Here is a 19,867-nt window from a genome sequence, read left to right on the forward strand (position 1 = left end):
TGGCGGCCGGGAAGGGCTGAGCCCCTCCCGGCCCTATCCCTACTGCCGGTAGGTCAGGCGGAAGTAGAAGTAGCGCCCCGGCGCGTCATAGGCGTTGGGGTCGAAGTTGTTGAGGCCGCAGCTGATGCAGCCCGGCGGGTCCTTGTCGAACAGGTTGTTGACCCCGAAGGCCACCGCGGTGGTCTCGCCCAGGAAATCGGGCTTCCAGCGCAGCTGGGCGTCGAAATAGGTGCGCGAAGCCAGCTTGGCGTCGGCCGCCTGCGTCTCCTTGACCGACGACAGGTAGCGGGCTGAGGCGCTGGCGCCCCAGTTCTTCCAGTCCCAGTCGACGGTGAAGGTCGACTTGGTCTTGGGATAGGCCTGGTCGGGACTGCCGCGCTCGGTGCCTTCGCGCGGGATCTCGGTGAAGCCGGTGGCCGTCGGCACGATCTCGGTGAACTCCAGCAGGAAGGTCGAATACGACCGCACCGCCAGGCGGCCGAAGCTGTAGTCCGGCGAGGACCACAGCAGGTTCAGGTCGATGGCCCGGGTCTGGATGCCGCCGATGTTGATCAGCGGGTTGGTGATCGCCGCCACCTGGCCCGAGGCCGTGCGGGTGATGGTCGAGCAGGCCAGGGCGTCGGCCAGCTCGGCGCAGCGCGACAGCAGGCTTTCCCCCGACAGCGCCTGGATGGCCGAGTCGAGCTCGATGTCGGAATAGGCCAGTTCGATCGAGCCGCCGCTGGCCCAGCTGGCCTCCTTTAGCGCCTTGGGCTCCCAGACGATGCTGAAGTTCTTGCTCTCGCTGGTCTCGGGCTTGAGCGTGTCGTTGCCGCTGGTGATCACCGACAGCTGCGGATTGAGCTGCACGTAAGAGCCGCTGGCCGGCACGCCGGCGGCGATGCAGTTGGTGCGGACGGTGGCCGTCGCGGGCGTTCCGCCCGACAGGCCCAGCATGTCCGAGCAGGGATCGGTGATCTCCTGGTCGAAGCGCGAGGCCGCGCCGTAGAGCTCGCCGATCGACGGGGCGCGGAAGCCCTGGCCCCAGGAGGCGCGCACCAGAACGTCTTCCGTCGGCCGCCAGTTGAGGCCGGCCTTGTAGATCGAGTCCGAACCCGAGGTGGAATAGTCGAACCAGCGGCCGGCGCCCGAGATCTCCAGCCGGTGGATCAGCGGCAGGTCGGCCAGCAGCGGCGCGCGCAGTTCCAGATAGGCCTCGTCGACCTTGATCTCGCCCTTGGCCGGCTGGGCGGGAATGTCCGACGACAGGCCCGCCGCGACGATGGCGTCGGGCTGGAAGTAGCCCTTGGTTTCGCGGTGCTCGTAGCCGGCGGCGAAGGCCAGCGGGCCGGCGGGCAGCTCGAAGAGGTCGCCGGTCAGGTTGGCGGTGAAGTCGTGCAGTTCCTGCTGCGAGACGTCCTGCTGGGTGAAGCCGATGAAGCTCAGCATCTCCGGGGTGATCGAGCCGACGCCGCCGAAGATGTTCAGCGGCACGCACGAGCCGGTGCAGCCCGAGACCGGGCCCAGGGCCTGCTGCACGCGCTGGGCGTTGATGTTGCCGGTGAAGCTCTGTTCGGCGTGGTTGCGCGAGGCGGTGTAGCCGACGTCCCAGTACCAGCGGCGCGACCCCACGGCCCAGTCGCCCGACAGGGTGGCGTTGACGTTCCAGGTGTCGACGCTCTGGGCGTAGTGGCGCGGTCCGGCCTCGATCATCCGCCGGCCGACGAAGGCGTAGGTGCCGCTGGTCAGGGTGAAGCCGAACGGGTTGTAGGGGTTGGTGGCGTCGATCGAGATGGTGTCGAGCAGGTTGCCGTTGCCGGCGTCGGGGCCGACGAACAGCGGGATGGGCGCGGCCTGGTTGGCCGATTTGCGCTGCACGTAGCTGGCGCGCACCTTCAGCTTGATGCTGTCGGTGAAGTCGTGGGTGACCGCGCCGAACAGGCTGACCCGCTCGGACGGGGTGACGATGTAGTTGTAGGGCTGGAAGTTGAAGCGGTCGGCGTCGCCGGCGAAGTTGCGGAAGCTGCTGCCTGCGCCGGTGGGATCCAGGGGCGTGTAGGTCGGCCGCACCCCGGCGGCCAGGGCCGCCTTCAGGGTCAGGTCCATGTCGTTGCCGGTGTTGGGGTCGCTGACGATGAACCGGCCCAGCGGCGTGCCCGACGAGCAGCCGCCGGAAAGGCACGAGGTTCCATAGGGGCTGGGATAGAGCGAGATGTCGCGGTCGGCCGACATGACGCTCTTCTGCTTGAAGTAGCCGCCGCCGACGACGATGCTGGTCTTGTCCTCCGAGGCGCCCCACGAGACGTTGTAGTCCTGCGAGAAGCCGTCGCCCTCGCCGTAGCCGCCCACCTGGGCCGACAGTTCCAGGCCCTGCTGGCGCTCGCGGGTGATGATGTTGATGACCCCGGCGATGGCGTCCGAGCCGTAGATGGGCGAGGCGCCCTCCTGCAGGATCTCGACGTTGCGGATCATGGCGCTGGGAATGGTGTTGAGGTCCACGGCCCCCGGCACGCCCGAGGCCGAGGCCCCGCTGACCCAGCGCTGGCCGTCGACCAGCACCAGCGCCCGGCGCGAGCCCAGGTAGCGCAGGTCGATCTCGGCCGAGCCGGCGCCCACGCCGCCGCCGTCGGGCGGATTGCCGAAGTTGCCCGAGTTGTTGAACTTGGAATTGAGGCCGCCGCCGGCGGCCGGCACGCGCTGCAGCACGTCGACGATCGAGGTCAGGCCGGTCTTGGCGATCGCCTCCTGGTCGATCTGGAAGACGGTCTGGGTCTTGTCGAGCGGGCTGACGCGGATGCGCGAGCCGGTGACCACGACGCCCTCGACGTCGGTTTCGGCGGGTGTCTGGGCGTGGGCCGCCAGCGGCGCGGCCGCGACGGTGGTCAGAAAGAGCGAAAGGAGTCCTTGGCCGATGCGGTTCATGCCGTCCCTCTTGCTGCGACATCCGTATGGTCAAGGTTGAACTACGGATTCGCTCGCGCTGAAGGTGAATCGGCGGTCAAAAATGTGTCAAGTTCAGCGAACTTCGATATGTGCTTTCGCCCTCATGTGTGTCTTTCGCAACAAATTTGCGCAGCAGGAAAGCAGCGGCCGTCAGGCCGCCGCCCTGGGCCGGGGCCCGACATAGACCGACTGCGGACGAATGAGCTTGCCGCTGGCCTGCTGCTCGCGGGCGTGGGCGATCCAGCCGGCCGTGCGCCCGGCGGCGAACACGCAGGTGAAGGCCTCCGGCGGCAGGTCCAGCGCTTCCAGCAACAGCGCGGTGTAGAACTCGACATTGGTCTCCAGCGGCCGGTCGGGCTTGCGCCGGCGCAGGATGTCGAGGGCCGCGCGCTCCACGGCCTCGGCCAGGGCCAGGCGGCCGGGCAGGGCGCCGGCGCCTTTCGACAGTCGCGAAAGAGCGGCCTTCAGGGCGTCGGCGCGGGGGTCGCGAACGCGATAGATGCGATGGCCGAAACCCATCAGCCGCTCGCCGGCGTCGAGCGCGGCTTCCAGCCAGGGGACGGCGTTGTCGGCCGTTCCGATGGCGTCGAGCATGTCGATCACCGGCCCCGGCGCGCCGCCGTGCAGCGGACCCTTCAGCGTCGACAGCCCCGCCAGCACGGCCGAGCCCAGCCCCGCCCGCGTCGAGGCCGCCACCCTGGCGGCGAAGGTCGAGGCGTTGAGGCCGTGGTCGCAGACCGTGACCAGATAGGCGTCCAGCGCGCGGGCTTCGCCTTGCGTCGCGTTGGCGCCCCTGACCATCCGCAGGAAATCGGCGGCGTGGGGCAGGGCGGGGTCGGGCGCGACCGCCTCCAGCCCGTTTTGGCGGCGCAGGACCGCGGCGGTGAACACCGCCGGGGCGGCGGCCAGCGCCAGGGCGTCGTGCACGCCATCGCCGTCGGGCAGCCGGGCCAGCAGGGCGCGCATGGCGTCGTAGGGCTCGCGGGCGACCAGCGCCGCGTCCAGGGCGGCGACCTCGGCGAAGGCCCGCACGCGCGCCTGGCCCAGGGCCGGGGCCAGGTCGGCCGGCAGGTCGTCGAAGAAGCCGTCCAGCAGCAGGTGGACGGCGTCCTCGAAGCGGGCGCGGCCGGCCAGGTCCTCGACCGCCCAGCCGCGGATGGTCAGGCGGCCGGCCTGGCCGTCGACGTCGGACAGCACGGTGGCGGCGGCGATCACGCCTTCGAGGCCGGCGGAAACTTGGACCATGGGGAGGTCTCCTTTCGCCCCTGATCTTGGCTCCCGCCGGTTGATCGTCAATCTTGATCAATGTAATCAATGTATATATGGCGGACGATTGGCTCGATGCGGACCAGGCGATGGCGCGGCTCGGCGTGCGGGCCCAGACGCTGTACGCCTATGTCAGCCGGGGCCGGATCGAGGCCCACGCTCATCCTGAGGATCCGCGCCGCAGCCTCTATCGGGCCTCCGACGTGGCGGCGCTGGCCAAGCGCAAGGCCAGGGGGCGAAAGGCCGCCGACGTCGCCGCCGAGGCCATCGCCTGGGGCGAGCCGGTGTTGGCCTCGGCCATCACCACCGTGCGGGCCGGTCGCCTCTGGTACCGCGGTCGCGACGCCGTCGACCTGGCCAGGACCGAAAGCTTCGAGGCGGTCGGCCGGCTGCTGCGCGACGACACGGCGCAGGCCGCCCTGGCCGCCGGCGCGCCCAGCGCCGCCCCGACCATCCGCGCCCGGCTGTTCGCCGACCTGGCCGCCCGCGCGGGCGAGGATCGGCCGGCCCGGGGCCGCGCGCCGCTGATGCTGGCCCAGGAGGCGGCGGGCCTGCTGGACCTGGTCGCCGACGCCGTCGCGGGACGGGCGGGCGAGGGGCTGATCCACCAGCGGCTGGCGGCCGCCTGGGGCCTGGACGCGACCGGCGGCGACCTGGTGCGGCGGGCGCTGGTGCTGCTGGCCGACCACGAACTCAACGCCTCGACCTTCGCCGCCCGGGTGGCGGCCTCGACCGGCGCGTCGCTGGCGGCTTCGGCCCTGGCCGGCCTGTCGGCGCTGTCGGGACCGCTGCACGGCGGCATGGCCGCCCGGGTCGAGGCCTTGGCCCGCGAGGCCAGGCGGGAAGATCCGGGGCGGGCCGTCGCCGTGCGCCTCGACCAGGGCGCGCCGCTGCCGGGCTTTGGCCATCCGCTCTATCCCGACGGCGACCCGCGCGCGGCGGCGCTGCTGGCGGCCTTCGCGCCGTCGGCGGAGATGGCCGCGCTGCACGAGGCGGTGGTCGCCGCCACCGGCCAGGCGGCCAATATCGACTTCGCCCTGGTCGCCCTGGCCCAGACCCTGAAGCTGCCCGACGACGCCCCCTTCGCCCTGTTCGCCGTGGGGCGCACGGCGGGCTGGCTGGCCCATGCGCTGGAGCAGGGAAAGACGGGAAGGCTGATCCGTCCCCGGGCGCGTTATGTGGGGCCGGAGGGGTCTTCCAACCCCACACCCGGCCTTCCCCGCGCAGGCGGGGACCCAAGCTGACGTTCGGTATGAGCTGGGGCCGTGGATCGCCTGCGGGCTCGGCTTGGATCCCCGCCTGCGCGGGGATGCTCGGAGAATGGGTGGGGGTGGCCGCCTACCACCCCGCCGCGGCGAACTTGGCGAACATGTCGGCGAAGGTCAGGCGGGTGTCGATGCCGGTGTAGACCCGCATCGGCCGGCCGTTCGGATTGGCCTCGTACTGGGCCCGCGCGACGACGCGGGGCGTCGGCCGCACGACATAGGCGCTGGACGCGCTGTCGGGCTCGAACGACGACTGCAGGGCCGTCAGCGTCACCAGCGGGCTGTCGCCGAGGATATAGGTCTCGCCCAGGCTGATCTTGGGCGTGGAGACCACGCGCTCCAGCTGTTCCAGCAGGTAGGTCCCCAGGCTTCCCGCCGGCTTGAGGCCGGCTTCGAGCTCGGCGTGGCTGATCATCAGCTGGCGATAGGCGTTGCGCGGGATCTGCCAGATCTCGATGGCGGAGTCGTTGAACACCGTCTGCACGGCGGCCAGGTCGATGGTGGCGTTGTACTCGGCGTCCTGGCGACGGGGGACGCCGGGCAGCAGGTCGTCGTGCTCGTGCCCGCCGATCCAGACCAGCTTCATGCGGCCGGCGATCTTCGGCTCCAGCCGCAGGGCTTCGGCCAGATCCGTCAGGCCCGCGCCGGCGCAGTAGAACAGCGGCAGCCTGGTGTCGTCGCGCAGGGCCTCGGCGATGATCGCCTTGGCGGCCGGGGTGGCTTCGGGCGGCGCGCCCGGCGCCGGAGCGGCGTTGCGGCCGGCGATCACCGGCGGCTGCCGGACCAGCTTCATCCGTGCACAGATCGCCTTGACCTGGGCGACCGCGTTGTCGGCCTGGGTGGTCGAGCCGTCGAGGAAGTCGTTCACGTGGATATGCGAGCCGACGACCAGCGGGATCTCCACCGATGGCGAGGCCAGGTGGTGGGCCAGCTGGAACAGGCCGTCCGGATCGCCCGAGAAGTCGTTGTCGAGGATCACCCGCAGGCGGGGGCGGGCGGTCAGGGCAAGAGCCTCGCCGGAGGTCGCCGCCAGGCCGAGCAGTGCTGCGCCGCCAGCGATCAGTCCGCGCCGCGAGGGGGTGGTGGTCTTGGTCTCGAAGCTCACTGGAACATCCCCCGACGCAGGAAATCGACGGCGGCAGATCAGCATTTCCGCGTCGCGCCGGGCAAGCGTCCTGACACAACAAAGGGGAGCGCTCGGGCCGGAGCGCTCCCCTCGTCGTGCGGCGGGCTGGGAGGCGCGCCGCGCGGCCGTCGCCCCGGAAGAAGGCGACGGATCTCGTTGCGGGCGGGCCGTCAGGCCCGCTCGTGAACCGCTTCCTCGGCCGCTAGCGGCTGGGGCAGGCGGCTGATCATTTCCTTCGGGCAGACCTGCCAGAAGAGATCGCGGGCGCGGTCCCAGTCACGCAGCAGGCTCTCGGCGAAGGCCGAGTCCGTCTCGCGGGCGTGTTCGGCGATCAGCGAGCGCAGCACGCCTTCCCAGTAGGGCGAGGCCAGGCGCTGCACGACGATGCTCTCGGGATTGTAGTTGGTCGAGAACCGGTCGTGCTGGTCGAGCACGAAGGCCATGCCGCCGGTCATGCCCGCGCCGAAGTTGCCGCCCGTCGGGCCCAGGATCACCACCTGGCCGCCGGTCATGTACTCGCAGCCGTTGGTTCCGCAGCCCTCGACCACCGTGGTGGCGCCCGAGTTGCGGACGGCGAAGCGCTCGCCGGCCTGGCCGGCCGCGAACAGGCGGCCCGAGGTGGCCCCGAACAGCACGGTGTTGCCGATCAGGGTGTTGGTCTCCGGCGCCGCCAGGCCGCGCGGCGGCTTGATGGTGATCGTCGCGCCCGACAGGCCCTTGCCGACATAGTCGTTGGCCTCGCCGGTCAGCTCGATGCGCAGGCCCTGCACGGCGAAGGCGCCCAGGCTCTGGCCGGCCGAGCCCTTCAGCTGGACCGTCAGGTGGCCGGCGGGCAGGCCCTTCATGCCGAACTTGCGGACGATGTGGCTCGAGGTGCGGGTGCCGATGGTGCGCGCCGTGCTGCGGACCGTGTAGGTCAGCTGCATCTTCTCGCCGCGCTCCAGCAGCGGCGCGGCGTCGCGGACGATCTGGGCGTCCAGCGTGTCCGGCACCGCGTTGCGGCCCTCGACCGTGTTGTACGGCTTGTTCTGGCCGGGGTCGGCGCGAACCAGCAGCGGGTTCAGGTCGAGGTCGTCGAGGTGCTCGCCGCCGCGCGAAACCTGCGCCAGCAGGTCGGTGCGGCCGACGATCTCCTGCAGGCTCTTGAAGCCCAGGCCCGCCAGGATCTCGCGCACTTCCTCGGCCACGAAGGTGAAGAGGTTCACGACCTTGTCCGGCGTGCCGGTGAACTTGGCGCGCAGCGCCTCGTCCTGGGTGCAGACGCCGACCGGGCAGGTGTTGGAGTGGCACTGGCGCACCATGATGCAGCCCATCGCCACCAGCGAGGCGGTGCCGATGCCGAACTCCTCGGCGCCCATCATCGCGGCGATGACCACGTCGCGGCCCGTGCGCATGCCGCCGTCGGCCCGCAGGACGACGGAGTGGCGCAGGTTGTTCAGCGTCAGCACCTGGTTGGCTTCCGACAGGCCCATCTCCCACGGACCGCCGGCGTACTTCACCGAGGTCTGGGGCGAGGCGCCCGTGCCGCCGACGCCGCCGGCGACCAGGATCACGTCGGCCTTAGCTTTCGCAACGCCGGCGGCGATGGCGCCGATGCCAGTGGCCGCGACCAGCTTCACCGTGACCCGGGCGATCGGGTTGATCTGCTTCAGGTCGTAGATGAGCTGGGCCAGGTCCTCGATCGAGTAGATGTCGTGGTGCGGCGGCGGGCTGATCAGCATCACGCCCGGCGTCGAGTGACGGAGGCGGGCGATCATCTCCGTGACTTTGAAGCCAGGAAGTTGCCCGCCTTCACCCGGCTTGGCGCCCTGGGCGACCTTGATCTCCAGCTCGACGCACTGGTTCAGGTACTCGGCGGTGACGCCGAAGCGGCCCGAGGCCACCTGCTTGATGGCGCTGTTGGGGTTGTCGCCGTTCGGCAGCGGCTTGTAGCGGGCCGAGTCCTCGCCGCCTTCGCCCGACACCGAGCGGGCGCCGATGCGGTTCATGGCGATGTTCAGCGCGCCGTGGGCCTCAGGCGACAGGGCGCCCAGGCTCATGCCCGGCGTGACGAAGCGCTTGCGGATCTCGTTGACGCTCTCGACGTCGTCGGTCGAGATCGGGTTGCGGTCCGAGCGCCAGTCGAGCAGGTCGCGCAGCTGGATCGGCTTTTGCGTGCGCAGGCCCGAGGACCAGCGGCGATAAAGCTCATAGTCGCCGGTGTCGCAGGCGCTCTGCAGGGTGTGCATGAGCCGGGCTTCGAAGGCGTGGGCCTCGCCCGAGCGGCGCGACTTGTAGAGGCCGCCGACCGGCAGGGTCACCGCCGACAGCTCCCAGGCCTTGCGGTGCAGCTCGACCGTCTTGGTCTCGATGCCGGCCAGGCCGATGCCCGAGATGCGCGAGGGCATGCCGGGGAAGAACTCGGCGGCCAGGGCGCGCGACAGGCCGACGGCTTCGAAGTTGTAGCCGCCGCGGTACGAGGAGATGACGCTGATGCCCATCTTGGAGATGATCTTCAGCAGGCCGCCCTCGATGGCGCCCTTGAAGTTCAGGCACACGTCGCGCAGCGACTTGTCGCCCACCAGGCCCCGCTCCAGGCGGTCCTGGAAGCTTTCCTGCGCCAGGTAGGCGTTGACCGCCGTGGCGCCGACGCCGACCAGCACCGCGAAATAGTGCGTGTCGAGGCACTCGGCCGAACGCACGACCAGCGAGACGTAGGAGCGCAGGCCCTTGGCCACGAGGTGGGCGTGCACGCCGCCGGTGGCCAGGATCATCGGCAGGGCCACGCGGCTGGCGTCGGTGGCCTCGTCGGTCAGGACGATGGCGCCGCAGCCGCGCAGGACGGCGTCCTCGGCCTCGGCGCGGATGCGGTCGAGGTTGGCGCGCAGGGCGTCGCCGGCGCGGGCCTCGGCCGCCGGCAGCGGCATGGTGCAGTCGATGACCGCGACGTTCTTCTCGCCCAGCAGCTCGCGAATGCGGATGTACATGCCGGTGGTCAGCACGGGGCTTTCCAGCACGTACACGTCGGCCTGAGCGGCGTCCTGGGCCAGGATGTTGCCCAGGTTCTTGAAGCGGGTCTTCAGGCTCATGACGCCGGTCTCCCGCAGGGGGTCGATCGGCGGGTTGGTCACCTGGCTGAAGTTCTGGCGGAAGTAGTGGCTCAGCGGCCGGTACTTCTCCGACAGCACCGCCAGCGGCGTGTCGTCGCCCATCGAGCCGACGGCTTCCTTGCCGTCCTCGACCATCGGGGCGAGGATCATTTCCAGGTCTTCGAGGCTGTAGCCGGCGGCGGCCTGGCGGCGGGTCAGCTCCTCGCGGCCGTAGCTGCGCGGTTCCGGACCCGGCGCGATCTCCTTTTCGAGATCGACCATGTTGCCCAGCCACTCGGTGTAGGGGTGGCGGCCGGCCAGTTCGTCGACGATCTCGTCCTCGCCGTAGAGCTTGCCCTCGCCCAGGTCGATGGCGATCATCCGGCCCGGCGCGATGGCCAGCTTGCGGGTGATGCGGCTTTCCTCGACGCCGCACATGCCGGCTTCCGAGCCCATGATGACCAGGCCGTCGTCGGTATAGGCCACGCGCAGCGGACGCAGGCCCGAGCGGTCCTTGCCGGCCACGACCCAGCGGCCGTCGGTGGCGCACAGGGCGGCCGGACCGTCCCACGGCTCCATCACGGCGTTGCAGTAGGAATAGAGCGCCTTGTGCTCGTCGCTCATGTTGGGGTTGGAGGCCTCGGGCACCAGCAGGGCCTTGGCCATCGGCGCGTCGCGGCCGGCGCGGACCAGCACCTCGAAGGTGTTGTCCAGGCTGGCCGAGTCAGAGCCGCCCGGCTGGATCACCGGCTTCACGTCGTCCCCGAACTCACCGAAGGCGTCGGCCGCCATCTTGATCTCGTGGGACTTCATCCAGTTGATGTTGCCCTTGATCGTGTTGATCTCGCCGTTGTGGGCGAGCATCCGGAAGGGCTGGGCCAGGCGCCACTGCGGGAAGGTGTTGGTCGAGTAGCGCTGGTGGAAGATCGCCACGGCGGCGGCGAAGCGCTCGTCCTTCAGGTCCGGATAGAACTCGTCGATCGACTCGGCCAGGAACATGCCCTTGTAGATCAGCGAGCGGGCCGAGAACGAGCAGATGTAGAAGTCGCTGATGTTCTGGGCGTGCACGCGCTTTTCGATGCGCTTGCGGCACAGGAACAGGGCGCGTTCCAGCGCCTCGCCCTCCAGGCCGGCCGGCGGGGCCAGCATGATCTGCTCGATTTCCGGACGCGTGGCGTTGGCCTTCTCGCCGATCACCGAGGTGTCGACGGGCACCTGGCGCCAGCCGTAGATGTAGAAGCCAAAGCGCAGGGCCTCGGCCTCGACGATCGTGCGGCAGGCTTCCTGGGCGCCCAGGTCGGTGCGCGGCAGGAACACCTGGCCGACGGCGATGGGGCCGGGACGCAGGGCGTGGCCCGTGCGGCGCACCTGGTCGATGAAGAAGTCCTGCGGGACCGAGACCAGCACGCCGGCGCCGTCGCCGGTCTTGCCGTCGGCGTCCACCGCGCCGCGGTGCCACAGGGCCTTCAGCGCCTTGATCGCCAGTTCGACGACTTCGCGGCGCGGCTGGCCGTCGATGGCGCAGACCAGGCCCACGCCGCAGGCGTCGCGCTCGGTGGTCGGGTCGTAGGCGTGGCCGTCGATGAGGGCCTGGCGGTTCTTCAGATAGAGGTCGATCTGGCTCATGGTCTGATCTCTCTTTCCTTATTCCGCCGCGATCAGCGCGGGAGCGCCGGCCTTGGCCTTCAGGTAGCGATGGATGGCGTCGGCGGCGTCGCGGCCGTCCTTGATCGCCCACACCACCAGCGAGGCGCCGCGGACGATGTCGCCGGCGGCGAAGACGCCGTCGAGATTGGTCATCTGGTTGCGGACGTCGGCCTTCACCGTGCCCCAGCGGGTGGTCTTCAGGTCGGGCGCCGACCAGGCCTGCGGCAGGTTCTCGGGCTCGAAGCCCAGCGCCTTGACCACCAGCTGGGCCGGACGGTCGAAGTCGCCGCCGGGGATCTCTTCGGGGCTGCGGCGGCCCGAGGCGTCCGGAGCGCCCAGGCGCATGCGGATGGCCTTCACGCCGGTGACGGCCTCGGCGTCGCCCGACAGGGCGCGCGGGGCGGCCAGCCATTCGAAGGTGACGCCTTCTTCCTCGGCGTTGGCCACTTCGCGCAGGGAGCCCGGCATGTTGGCCTTGTCGCGGCGATAGAGGCAGGTGACCGAGGTCGCGCCCTGGCGGATGGCCGTGCGCACGCAGTCCATGGCGGTGTCGCCGCCGCCGACCACGACCACGTCCTTGCCCTCGGCATTGAGTTCGCCGCTGTCATAGGCCGGGACGTCGTCGCCGAGGGTCTTCTTGTTGGAGGCGATCAGGTAGTCGAGCGCGGGCACCACGCCTTTGTCGCCGCCGCCGGGCACGGCCAGGTCGCGGGCGGCGTAGACGCCGACGGCGATCAGCACCGCGTCGTGCTTGGCGCGCAGGTCTTCCAGGGTGGCGTCCTTGCCGACCTCGAAGCCGAGCTTGAACTCGACGCCGCCGTCGGCCAGGCGCTGGGTGCGGCGCTCGACGACGTCCTTCTCCAGCTTGAAGCCGGGGATGCCGTAGATCAGCAGGCCGCCGGCGCGGTCGTGGCGGTCATAGACGGTGACGGCGTAGCCCTGCTCGCGCAGCTTCTCGGCGGCGGCCAGGCCCGCGGGACCCGCGCCGACGACGCCGATCGACTGGCCGCGATCGGCGGCGGCGACGAGGGGCTTCACCCAGCCCATCTCCCAGGCCTTGTCGGTCAGGTAGCGTTCGACCGAGCCGATCGTCACGGTGCCGTGACCCGACTGCTCTATGACGCAGTTGCCTTCGCAGAGACGGTCCTGCGGGCAGATGCGGCCGCAGACTTCCGGCATCGAGTTGGTGGCCTGCGACAGGGCGTAGGCTTCCTCCAGCCGGCCTTCGGCGGTCATCCGCAGCCAGTCGGGGATGTTGTTGTGCAGCGGGCAGTGGGTTTGGCAGTAGGGCACGCCGCACTGCGAGCAGCGCGAGGCCTGCTCGTTGGCCTTGGCGTCGATGAAGTCGGCGTAGATCTCGTGAAAGTCGCCGTTACGCTCTTCGGCCGCCCGCTTTTCAGGCGTGCGACGCGCGACGGTCGTGAATTTCAACATGCGCTCGGCCATGCGCCTTCCCTCGCCCCCATTGCCGGGGAAAAATTTGCTTGCGAGGGTCTCATACGGACTCTTCAGGGCAATAAGAATGCGGTGGTAAAAATATTGGACGAATATATCCGCGATGACGCCAGGGTCATTGCGAGCGACTCGCAGTTATGCCCTAAATTGGTCCACTTTTTGGATAAACCCTTTCTTTACCGTGTCGGGCGCACGCCCGCTTCCACCCTCAAGCGCTTGTTTCACAAGGGGATGACATGCCGGATTGGCTGATCGCGATCGTGTTGGGCCTGATCGAGGGCCTGACCGAGTTCATTCCCGTCTCGTCGACCGGGCACCTCTTGCTGGTCGGCCATTTCCTGGGCTTCCACAGCCCGGGCAACACCTTCCAGGTGCTGATCCAGCTGGGCGCCATCCTGGCGATCACCAGCGTCTATTTCGGGCGGCTGTGGGGGCTTCTGACCACCCTGCCGACCAATCCGGGCTCGCGCCGGTTCGTCATCGGCATCCTGCTGGCCTTCCTGCCGGCGGTGTTCGTCGGCGTCCTGGCCCACGACTTCATCAAGACCGTGCTCTACGAGAGCCCGGCCCTGGTGTGCACGACACTGATCATCGGCGGCTTCATCCTGCTGGGCCTGGACCGCATGAAGTTCGAGCCCAAGCACACCGACGTGGCCGACTATCCGCTGAAGACCGCCTTCATCATCGGCCTCTTCCAGTGCCTGGCCCTGGTGCCCGGCGTCTCGCGCTCTGGGGCGACCATCGCCGGCGCCCTGCTGCTGAAGTGCGACAAGCGCTCGGCCGCCGAGTTCAGCTTCTTCCTGGCGATGCCGACCATGGCCGGCGCCTTCGCCTACGACCTCTACAAGAACATCGACCAGCTCAGCACCAAGGACATGGGCATGATCGGCCTGGGCTTCGTCGCCGCGCTGATCTCGGGCGTGTTCGTGGTCAAGACGGTGCTGAACTTCATCACCCGCCACGGCTTTGCGCCCTTCGCCTACTGGCGGATCGCCGTCGGCGTCGTCGGCCTGGCGCTGCTGTACATCCCGCGCTGATGGCCGGCCTTTTCGAAAGCTCCGGCGGCGGCGACTGGGATGAGGAGCTGGCCGGCGACCTGGTCGGCTCGACCCTGCTGGTCGGGCTGACCTATCTCGACGGCGAGCAGAGGCTGCTGGGGCGTCGCCAGGTGTTCGGCCGGGTGGTGTCGTGCGATCCCGAGGACGGCATCGTCATCGACGCGCCGGGCCTGGATGAGGCCTTCGTCATGGCCCCGATGCTGGAGGCCGTCGAGGTGGGCGAGCCTGGCGAGTACCAGCTGGCCGACGAGGAGGCGGTGGTCGTCGATCCCGACTTCGTGGCGCTGCTGACCGTGACCCGGCCGTCGATGGCCTGACGGCCCGGCCAGAAGCCGGCCCGAGAAAGAAAAACCCCGCGCCGGGCGACCGGCGCGGGGTTTGTCGTTTCGGTCCTGGCTGGACGCCTAGAAGGCGCCGGCCGGGGTCGGGGCGTACTGGCCGCCCTTGCGGTAGCGGTAGAGGTAGGACGGCACGACGGCCTCGACGGCGGTCGGGACGATGCCGAGGTCGGCCAGGCCCTTGGCGCCCGGCGCGACGACGTTGTCGCCGGCCTTCAGCAGGGCGACCTGGTCGGTGGTCAGCGGCGGGGCCAGCGGCAGGATCGAGGCCTGGATGTCGCCCAGCTTGCCCACCAGGCCGGCGATCGGCCAGGGCAGGGGCGCCAGGACGCGGGCGCGGCCGGTCTCGGTCAGGACGAGCTCGAGCAGTTCCTTGAACGTGTAGACGGCCGGGCCGCCCAGTTCGAAGGTCTGGCCCTCAGCGCCCGGGGTCGCGATGATCTTGGCGATCGCCGCGGCGACGTCGCCGACGAACACCGGCTGGAACTTGGTGGCGCCGCCGCCGACCAGCGGCAGGGCCGGGGCGCTGGCGGCCAGCTGGCCGAACTTGTTGAAGAACTTGTCTTCCTGGCCGAACACGACCGACGGGCGCACGATGGTGGCGGTCGGGAAGGCGGCGCGGACGGCCGCTTCGCCCTCGGCCTTGGTGCGGGCGTACTTGGCGGCCGAATCGGCGTCGGCGCCGATGGCCGAGACCTGCACCAGGCGCTTCACGCCGGCGGCGGTCGCCTGTTCGGCCACGGTCTTGGCGCCCATGGCGTGCAGGCTCTGGAATTGCTGGCGGCCGCTTTCCCACAGCACGCCCACCAGGTTGACGGCCGCTTCGGCGCCTTCGAGCGCGCGGGCCACCGAGGCGGCGTTGCGGACGTTGGCCTGGATCACTTCGATCTGGCCGACATCGCCCAGCATGCGCATGCGATAGGCGAGATTGGGCTGACGCACGGCCACGCGCACGCGATAGCCCGACTTGGCGAGGGCGCGCACCACCTGGCTTCCTACGAAGCCCGAGCCGCCGAACACCGTGACCAGACCCTGCATCTTCATTCCTCGTCGCTGCGATGAAGGGGGGATTAGACGAGCCTGGGGATGTTCGCAAGAAAAGTGAGAAATGCGATTGACGCCGCCGGAACCATTGCATAAACGTCCGGCCCTCGCAGCGGCCCAACGGGTTGCGCCGCGGGCCCAGGTGGCGGAATTGGTAGACGCGCTGGCTTCAGGTGCCAGTGACCGAAAGGTCGTGGAGGTTCGAGTCCTCTCCTGGGCACCACCCCTCTCGCAAGCATGCGAAGAGCGGGTGGCGCCAAGCTTTCCTTACAATAGATACTCCGTTCATCTGGCGTGCATCGCCGACGCTCCACTATAAGACGTCGGAGCGGCGCCGGTCGCGACGACGCCGACGCGTGGAGACGAGAGACACTTGGCCAGCTTTGTTCATGAAGGCGATCTGCCCGACGGCGTGTTCGCCGGGGCGACCGCGATCGCCATCGATTCGGAAACCATGGGCCTGCGCCTCGGGCGCGATCCGCTGTGCGTCGTGCAGCTGTCGTCCGGCGACGGCGACGCCCACGTGGTTCGCCTGGACCGCTCGACCTATCACGCGCCGAACCTGAAGAAGCTGCTGGCCGATCCGGCCGTGCTGAAGCTTTTCCACTTCGGCCGCTTCGACATCGCCATGTTCCTGCTGCATCTGGGCGTCATGACGGCCCCCGTGTACTGCACGAAGATCGCCTCCAAGCTCGCCCGCACCTATACCGACCGCCACGGCCTCAAGGACGTGACGCGCGAACTGATGGGCGTGGAGCTGTCCAAGGCCCAGCAGAGCTCGGACTGGGGCGCTGATTCGCTGAGCCCCGAGCAGGTGGCCTACGCCGCCTCGGACGTGCTGCATCTGCATGGCCTGCGCGAGCGTTTGAACGCCATGCTGGTGCGCGAGGGCCGCATGGCCCTGGCCCAGGCCGCCTTCGACTATCTGCCCCACCGCGCCGCGCTCGACCTGGCCGGCTGGGAAGACGTCGACATCTTCGCGCACGCTTAAGGGAGAAGATCGGTGGCGGACGTGGCGATGAGGGGCGGCTTCAAGCGCGATCTGCGGCGCTGGCGCCGTCGTTCGCGCGTGGTCCGCAGCGCGCGCCTGCTGCTGCCGGTGGCCATCGTCGGCCTGCTGGGCGCCGCGACCGGCCAGGTGATCTGGCGCACCGTGACCGCCGCCGAGCGTGGTCCCGAACGGCCCCAGGCCCAGATCCGCATGCTCAATCCGCGCTTCTACGGCCAGTCGAGCGAAGGCCGCGCCTTCCTGATCACCGCCCGTTCGGCGGTCCGCGACGACGCCGACCTCAAGCGCGTGCTGCTGGACGATCCGACCCTGACCCTGGGCACCGACGAGCCCAAGCCCACGCGGGTCACCGCCAAGAACGGCGTCTATCGCGAGGACAACCTCAAGCTCGTGCTGCGCGGCGACGTGCGCATGGACGACGGCGGCGGCTATCGCTTCGCGTCGGACGAGGCTTTCGTCGACACCAAGACCGGCGTGATCACCGGTGAAACCCTGCTGCAGGGCGAAGGCCCCACAGGACAGGTGAAATCCAACGCTTATTCCGTATATGACAAGGGCGACCGCATCGTTTTCCGGGGCGGCGTGAAAACGCGCCTGGACCGCGTCGACGGCGACGGGAACTAGAGGACGATGCGACAGATGAGGGCGAGGTCGATGAAACGAGCAATGGCGGTCGCTATCGCCGCGAGCCTCCTGGGCGGCCTGACGGCCGCTCCGGCCCTGGCGCAGAACAGCTCCAGCGCCCCGGTCGACATCTCGGCCGACGAGCAGGAGACCATCTCCAGCCAGTGCAAGACGATCTTCCGCGGCGCCGTCGAGGTGCTGCAGGAGACCTCGCGCCTGCGCGCCGCCAAGATGACCCTCTACAATCAGAAGAAGGCCAAGACCGGCGACGGCAGCGGCTGCGGCAACGTCGACCGGGTCGAGGCCGAGGGCGAGGTGTTCTACGTCACGCCCAAGCAGACCGTGCGCGGCGACCGGGCGACCTACGACTACGCCTCCAACACCATCGTGGTGACCGGCAACGTCATCGCCATCCAGGGCCAGGACGTGGCCCGCGGCGATCGCATGGTGGTCAACACCAAGACCAACGACGTGCGGATGGAATCCACCACCAAGGGCGCGGGCAAGAAGAACCGCGTGCGCGCCGTGGTCTATCCGAGCACCTCGGACGACGCCAACAAGCCCAAGCCCTGAGAGCCCTGATGCAGTTCAACACTCTGGGCGGCGGCGCGACCGAGGACGGTCTCTATGTCGACGGCGTCGGCAAGACCTTCGGCGACCGGCCGGTGGTCAAGAACGTCTCGCTGCGCCTCAAGCGCGGCGAGGTGGTCGGCCTGCTGGGCCCCAACGGCGCGGGCAAGACCACGACCTTCTACATGGTCACCGGCCTGATCGCCGCCGACTACGGCGCGATCTATCTCGACGGCGAGGACATCACGGCCCAGCCGATGTTCCAGCGCGCCCGCCTCGGCGTCGGCTACCTGCCGCAGGAAGCCTCGATCTTCCGCGGCATGACGGTCGAGCAGAACGTCATGGCCGTGGTCGAGATGCGCCAGAAGAACCAGCGCGTGGCCCGCGAGACGGTGACCAACATCCTCGAGGAGCTGCGGATCACCCACATCCGCAAGTCGCCGGCCGTGGCCCTGTCGGGCGGCGAGCGTCGCCGCGTCGAAATCGCCCGCGCCCTGGCCAGCGAGCCGTCGTTCATGCTGCTGGACGAGCCGTTCGCCGGCATCGACCCGCTGGCGATCTCCGACATCCGCGAGGTCGTGAACTACCTCAAGAACCGCGGCATCGGCATCCTGATCACCGACCACAACGTCCGCGAGACGCTGGACATGGTGGACCGGGCCTCGATCATCGCCGCCGGCGAGGTGCTGTTCGAAGGCTCTCCCAAGGAGATCGTCGACAACCCCGAAGTGCGCCGGGTTTACCTGGGCGACAGCTTCGCCGACCGGTCTTAAACGGTTCGGACAGGATTGCGGCGCCGTCCAGGCGCACGCCGACCTCGAGAAAGGCCTTGCCCAGCAAGGCCTTTTTCTTTTTTCGCGGACGGATGGTCGCACCGGCCCGATATTTGCAGGCGTTCGCGCCCCGTTAACCAGACCGGCCTTTCAATGGCGATCGTAACTTCCGTTCGATTTGCCAGGAGGGCGCGTTGGCGCTCAGCCCCAGACTCGATATCCGGCAGGGCCAGGGCCTTGTCATCACTCCGCAACTGCAGCAGGCGATCAAGCTTCTGCAGCTGTCGAACATCGAGCTGGAAGCCTTCGTCGAGGCCGAGCTTGAACGTAATCCGCTGCTGCAGCGCGACGACAGCGACCGCGAGGTCGAGCGCGACGGCGAGCCCGACCGCGCCGTCGAGAACCTGGGCATGGAGAGCGTCTCGGACGCCTCGGCCAATCGCGAGATGGATGCGCCCGGCGACGACGTCTCGCCCGGCGAGCGCGCCACCGGCGACGGCGAAGGCTTTAGCGCCGAGCACGCTGGCGGCCAGATCGACTGGTCGCGCGCCGGCGGCGGCGGCAGCTTCGAGGGCGACGACAATTTCGAAGGGGCCCTGAACCGTCCCGAGACCCTGGCCGAGCACCTGAACGGCCAACTGCTGCTGGCCGGCCTGTCGTCCGCCGACGAGGCCATCGCCGCCATCCTGATCGACGCCGTCGACGCCGCCGGCTATCTGCGCGCCGATCTCTGGGAGATCGCCGAGCGCCTGGGCTGCGGGTTCGACCGCGTCGAGGCCGTGCTCAAGGTCGTCCAGGGCTTCGAGCCCTGCGGCGTGGCCGCCCGCGACGTGCGCGAGTGCCTGGAACTGCAGCTGCGCGACGCCAACCGCTACGATCCGGCCATCGCCGCCCTGCTCGACAATCTCGACCTGCTGGCGCGCCGCGACCTTGCCGCCCTGCGCAAGATCTGCGGCGTCGACGACGAGGACCTGCGCGAGATGATCGCCGAGGTCCGCGGCCTGACGCCCCGTCCGGGCGCGGCCTTCCACAGCGATCCGCCCCAGACCCTGGTGCCGGACGTCCATGTCCGCGAGGGCCTGGGAGGCATGTGGCATGTCGAGCTGAACACCGACACCCTGCCGCGCGTGCTGGTCGATCAGCGCTATCACGCCCGCGTCTCCAAGGGCGCGCGCAGCGACCAGGAAAAGACCTTCGTCTCCGACAGCTTCGCCAGCGCCAACTGGCTGGTCAAAAGCCTCGACCAGCGCGCCAAGACCATCCTCAAGGTGGCCAGCGAGATCGTGCGCCAGCAGGACGGCTTCCTGGCCTATGGCGTCGAGCACCTGCGGCCGCTGAACCTGAAGACCGTCGCCGACGCGATCGGCATGCACGAGAGCACGGTCAGCCGGGTCACCTCCAACAAGTACGTGTCCACCCCGCGCGGGGTGTTCGAGCTGAAGTTCTTCTTCACCTCGGCCATCCAGTCGTCGGAGGGCGGCGAGGCCCACTCGGCCGCCAGCGTGCGCCACAAGATCAAGGGCCTGGTCGACGCCGAGAAGACCGAAGGCGACGTCCATTCCGACGACCGCATCGTCGAGATCCTCAAGGCCGCGGGCGTCGACATCGCCCGTCGCACGGTCGCCAAGTACCGCGAGGCCATGCGCATCCCCTCGTCGGTCGAGCGCCGCCGCCTGATCAAGGAAACCGCCTAGGCGGCGCG

14 protein-coding genes and 1 tRNA gene are annotated in these 19,867 nt (G+C 69.4%); 9 read left to right on the plus strand and 6 right to left on the minus strand.

Translation table 11 applies throughout. From position 1 onward, the window contains the following. Positions 1 to 39 precede the first annotated feature (39 nt). Both G5B46_RS11695 and G5B46_RS11700 read right to left on the minus strand, forming a co-directional pair. Positions 40 to 2,901, minus strand: a complete 2,862-nt coding sequence (locus G5B46_RS11695) for a TonB-dependent receptor (protein ID WP_165258849.1) — start codon at positions 2,899 to 2,901, stop codon at positions 40 to 42. A 171-nt stretch (positions 2,902 to 3,072) separates the two neighbouring features. Beyond that, complete coding sequence (locus G5B46_RS11700; protein ID WP_165258851.1) at positions 3,073 to 4,167, minus strand: citrate synthase/methylcitrate synthase; 1,095 nt, start codon at positions 4,165 to 4,167, stop codon at positions 3,073 to 3,075. 77 nt (positions 4,168 to 4,244) lie between these two features. Here G5B46_RS11700 and G5B46_RS11705 point away from each other — a divergent pair, with 77 nt between their 5' ends. Beyond that, entirely contained in the window at positions 4,245 to 5,432 is a 1,188-nt protein-coding gene (locus G5B46_RS11705) for a citrate synthase family protein (protein WP_165258853.1), read from the plus strand. A 94-nt stretch (positions 5,433 to 5,526) separates the two neighbouring features. Here G5B46_RS11705 and G5B46_RS11710 read toward each other — a convergent pair whose 3' ends face one another. From G5B46_RS11710 to G5B46_RS11720, 3 genes are all read right to left on the minus strand, one after another. Continuing rightward, positions 5,527 to 6,558 (minus strand): nucleoside hydrolase, encoded by a 1,032-nt coding sequence (locus G5B46_RS11710; RefSeq protein ID WP_205691619.1) that lies wholly within the window; start codon positions 6,556 to 6,558, stop codon positions 5,527 to 5,529. Between the two features lie 191 nt (positions 6,559 to 6,749). Continuing rightward, entirely contained in the window at positions 6,750 to 11,273 is a 4,524-nt protein-coding gene (gene gltB / locus G5B46_RS11715; RefSeq protein ID WP_165258856.1) for a glutamate synthase large subunit, read from the minus strand. Positions 11,274 to 11,291: 18 nt separating this feature from the next. After that, the gene (locus G5B46_RS11720) at positions 11,292 to 12,740 is read right to left on the minus strand and encodes an NAD(P)-dependent oxidoreductase (protein ID WP_165258858.1); all 1,449 of its coding nucleotides are present in this window, start codon (positions 12,738 to 12,740) and stop codon (positions 11,292 to 11,294) included. A gap of 245 nt (positions 12,741 to 12,985) precedes the next feature. On the opposite strand from G5B46_RS11720, the gene G5B46_RS11725 reads away from it, so the two are divergent. Beyond that, on the plus strand, positions 12,986 to 13,786 hold the full coding sequence (locus tag G5B46_RS11725; RefSeq protein ID WP_165258860.1) for an undecaprenyl-diphosphate phosphatase: 801 nt from the start codon (positions 12,986 to 12,988) through the stop codon (positions 13,784 to 13,786). Beyond that, entirely contained in the window at positions 13,786 to 14,124 is a 339-nt protein-coding gene (locus G5B46_RS11730; RefSeq protein WP_165258861.1) for a hypothetical protein, read from the plus strand. Before G5B46_RS11725 ends, G5B46_RS11730 begins: the two co-directional genes overlap by 1 nt. 87 nt (positions 14,125 to 14,211) lie before the next feature. On the opposite strand, the gene G5B46_RS11735 is transcribed toward G5B46_RS11730, so the two are convergent. Continuing rightward, positions 14,212 to 15,183: a complex I NDUFA9 subunit family protein gene (locus G5B46_RS11735; protein WP_165258863.1), complete on the minus strand. Its 972-nt coding sequence runs from the start codon at positions 15,181 to 15,183 to the stop codon at positions 14,212 to 14,214. Positions 15,184 to 15,325: 142 nt separating this feature from the next. Between G5B46_RS11735 and G5B46_RS11740 the strand changes: the two genes are divergently transcribed. From G5B46_RS11740 to rpoN, 6 genes are all read left to right on the plus strand, one after another. Beyond that, positions 15,326 to 15,412, plus strand: a tRNA-Leu gene (locus G5B46_RS11740). 150 nt (positions 15,413 to 15,562) lie between these two features. Further along, positions 15,563 to 16,180: a ribonuclease D gene (locus G5B46_RS11745; RefSeq protein ID WP_101720588.1), complete on the plus strand. Its 618-nt coding sequence runs from the start codon at positions 15,563 to 15,565 to the stop codon at positions 16,178 to 16,180. 12 nt (positions 16,181 to 16,192) lie between these two features. After that, complete coding sequence (gene lptC / locus G5B46_RS11750) at positions 16,193 to 16,822, plus strand: LPS export ABC transporter periplasmic protein LptC (protein WP_346764907.1); 630 nt, start codon at positions 16,193 to 16,195, stop codon at positions 16,820 to 16,822. 42 nt (positions 16,823 to 16,864) lie between these two features. After that, positions 16,865 to 17,395, plus strand: coding sequence for an LptA/OstA family protein (locus G5B46_RS11755; RefSeq protein WP_240903439.1), 531 nt, complete (start codon positions 16,865 to 16,867; stop codon positions 17,393 to 17,395). An 8-nt stretch (positions 17,396 to 17,403) separates the two neighbouring features. Beyond that, entirely contained in the window at positions 17,404 to 18,165 is a 762-nt protein-coding gene (gene lptB / locus G5B46_RS11760) for an LPS export ABC transporter ATP-binding protein (RefSeq protein ID WP_165258867.1), read from the plus strand. Between the two features lie 194 nt (positions 18,166 to 18,359). Next, on the plus strand, positions 18,360 to 19,859 hold the full coding sequence (gene rpoN / locus G5B46_RS11765) for an RNA polymerase factor sigma-54 (RefSeq protein ID WP_165258868.1): 1,500 nt from the start codon (positions 18,360 to 18,362) through the stop codon (positions 19,857 to 19,859). The last annotated feature ends 8 nt before the right edge of the window (positions 19,860 to 19,867 follow it).

Source organism: Caulobacter sp. 602-2 (genome assembly GCF_011043625.1).
In the GTDB taxonomy this organism is placed as follows: domain Bacteria; phylum Pseudomonadota; class Alphaproteobacteria; order Caulobacterales; family Caulobacteraceae; genus Caulobacter.

Coding starts and splice junctions, on each gene's coding strand:
- gltB (WP_165258856.1), bottom strand. CDS start 11,273: ATGAGCCAGATCGACCTCTATCTGAAGAACCGCCAGGCCCTCATCGAC.
- G5B46_RS11735 (WP_165258863.1), bottom strand. CDS start 15,183: ATGCAGGGTCTGGTCACGGTGTTCGGCGGCTCGGGCTTCGTAGGAAGC.
- G5B46_RS11725 (WP_165258860.1), top strand. CDS start 12,986: ATGCCGGATTGGCTGATCGCGATCGTGTTGGGCCTGATCGAGGGCCTG.
- G5B46_RS11705 (WP_165258853.1), top strand. CDS start 4,245: ATGGCGGACGATTGGCTCGATGCGGACCAGGCGATGGCGCGGCTCGGC.
- G5B46_RS11755 (WP_240903439.1), top strand. CDS start 16,865: ATGGCGGTCGCTATCGCCGCGAGCCTCCTGGGCGGCCTGACGGCCGCT.
- lptB (WP_165258867.1), top strand. CDS start 17,404: ATGCAGTTCAACACTCTGGGCGGCGGCGCGACCGAGGACGGTCTCTAT.
- G5B46_RS11700 (WP_165258851.1), bottom strand. CDS start 4,167: ATGGTCCAAGTTTCCGCCGGCCTCGAAGGCGTGATCGCCGCCGCCACC.
- G5B46_RS11720 (WP_165258858.1), bottom strand. CDS start 12,740: ATGGCCGAGCGCATGTTGAAATTCACGACCGTCGCGCGTCGCACGCCT.
- G5B46_RS11730 (WP_165258861.1), top strand. CDS start 13,786: ATGGCCGGCCTTTTCGAAAGCTCCGGCGGCGGCGACTGGGATGAGGAG.
- G5B46_RS11695 (WP_165258849.1), bottom strand. CDS start 2,901: ATGAACCGCATCGGCCAAGGACTCCTTTCGCTCTTTCTGACCACCGTC.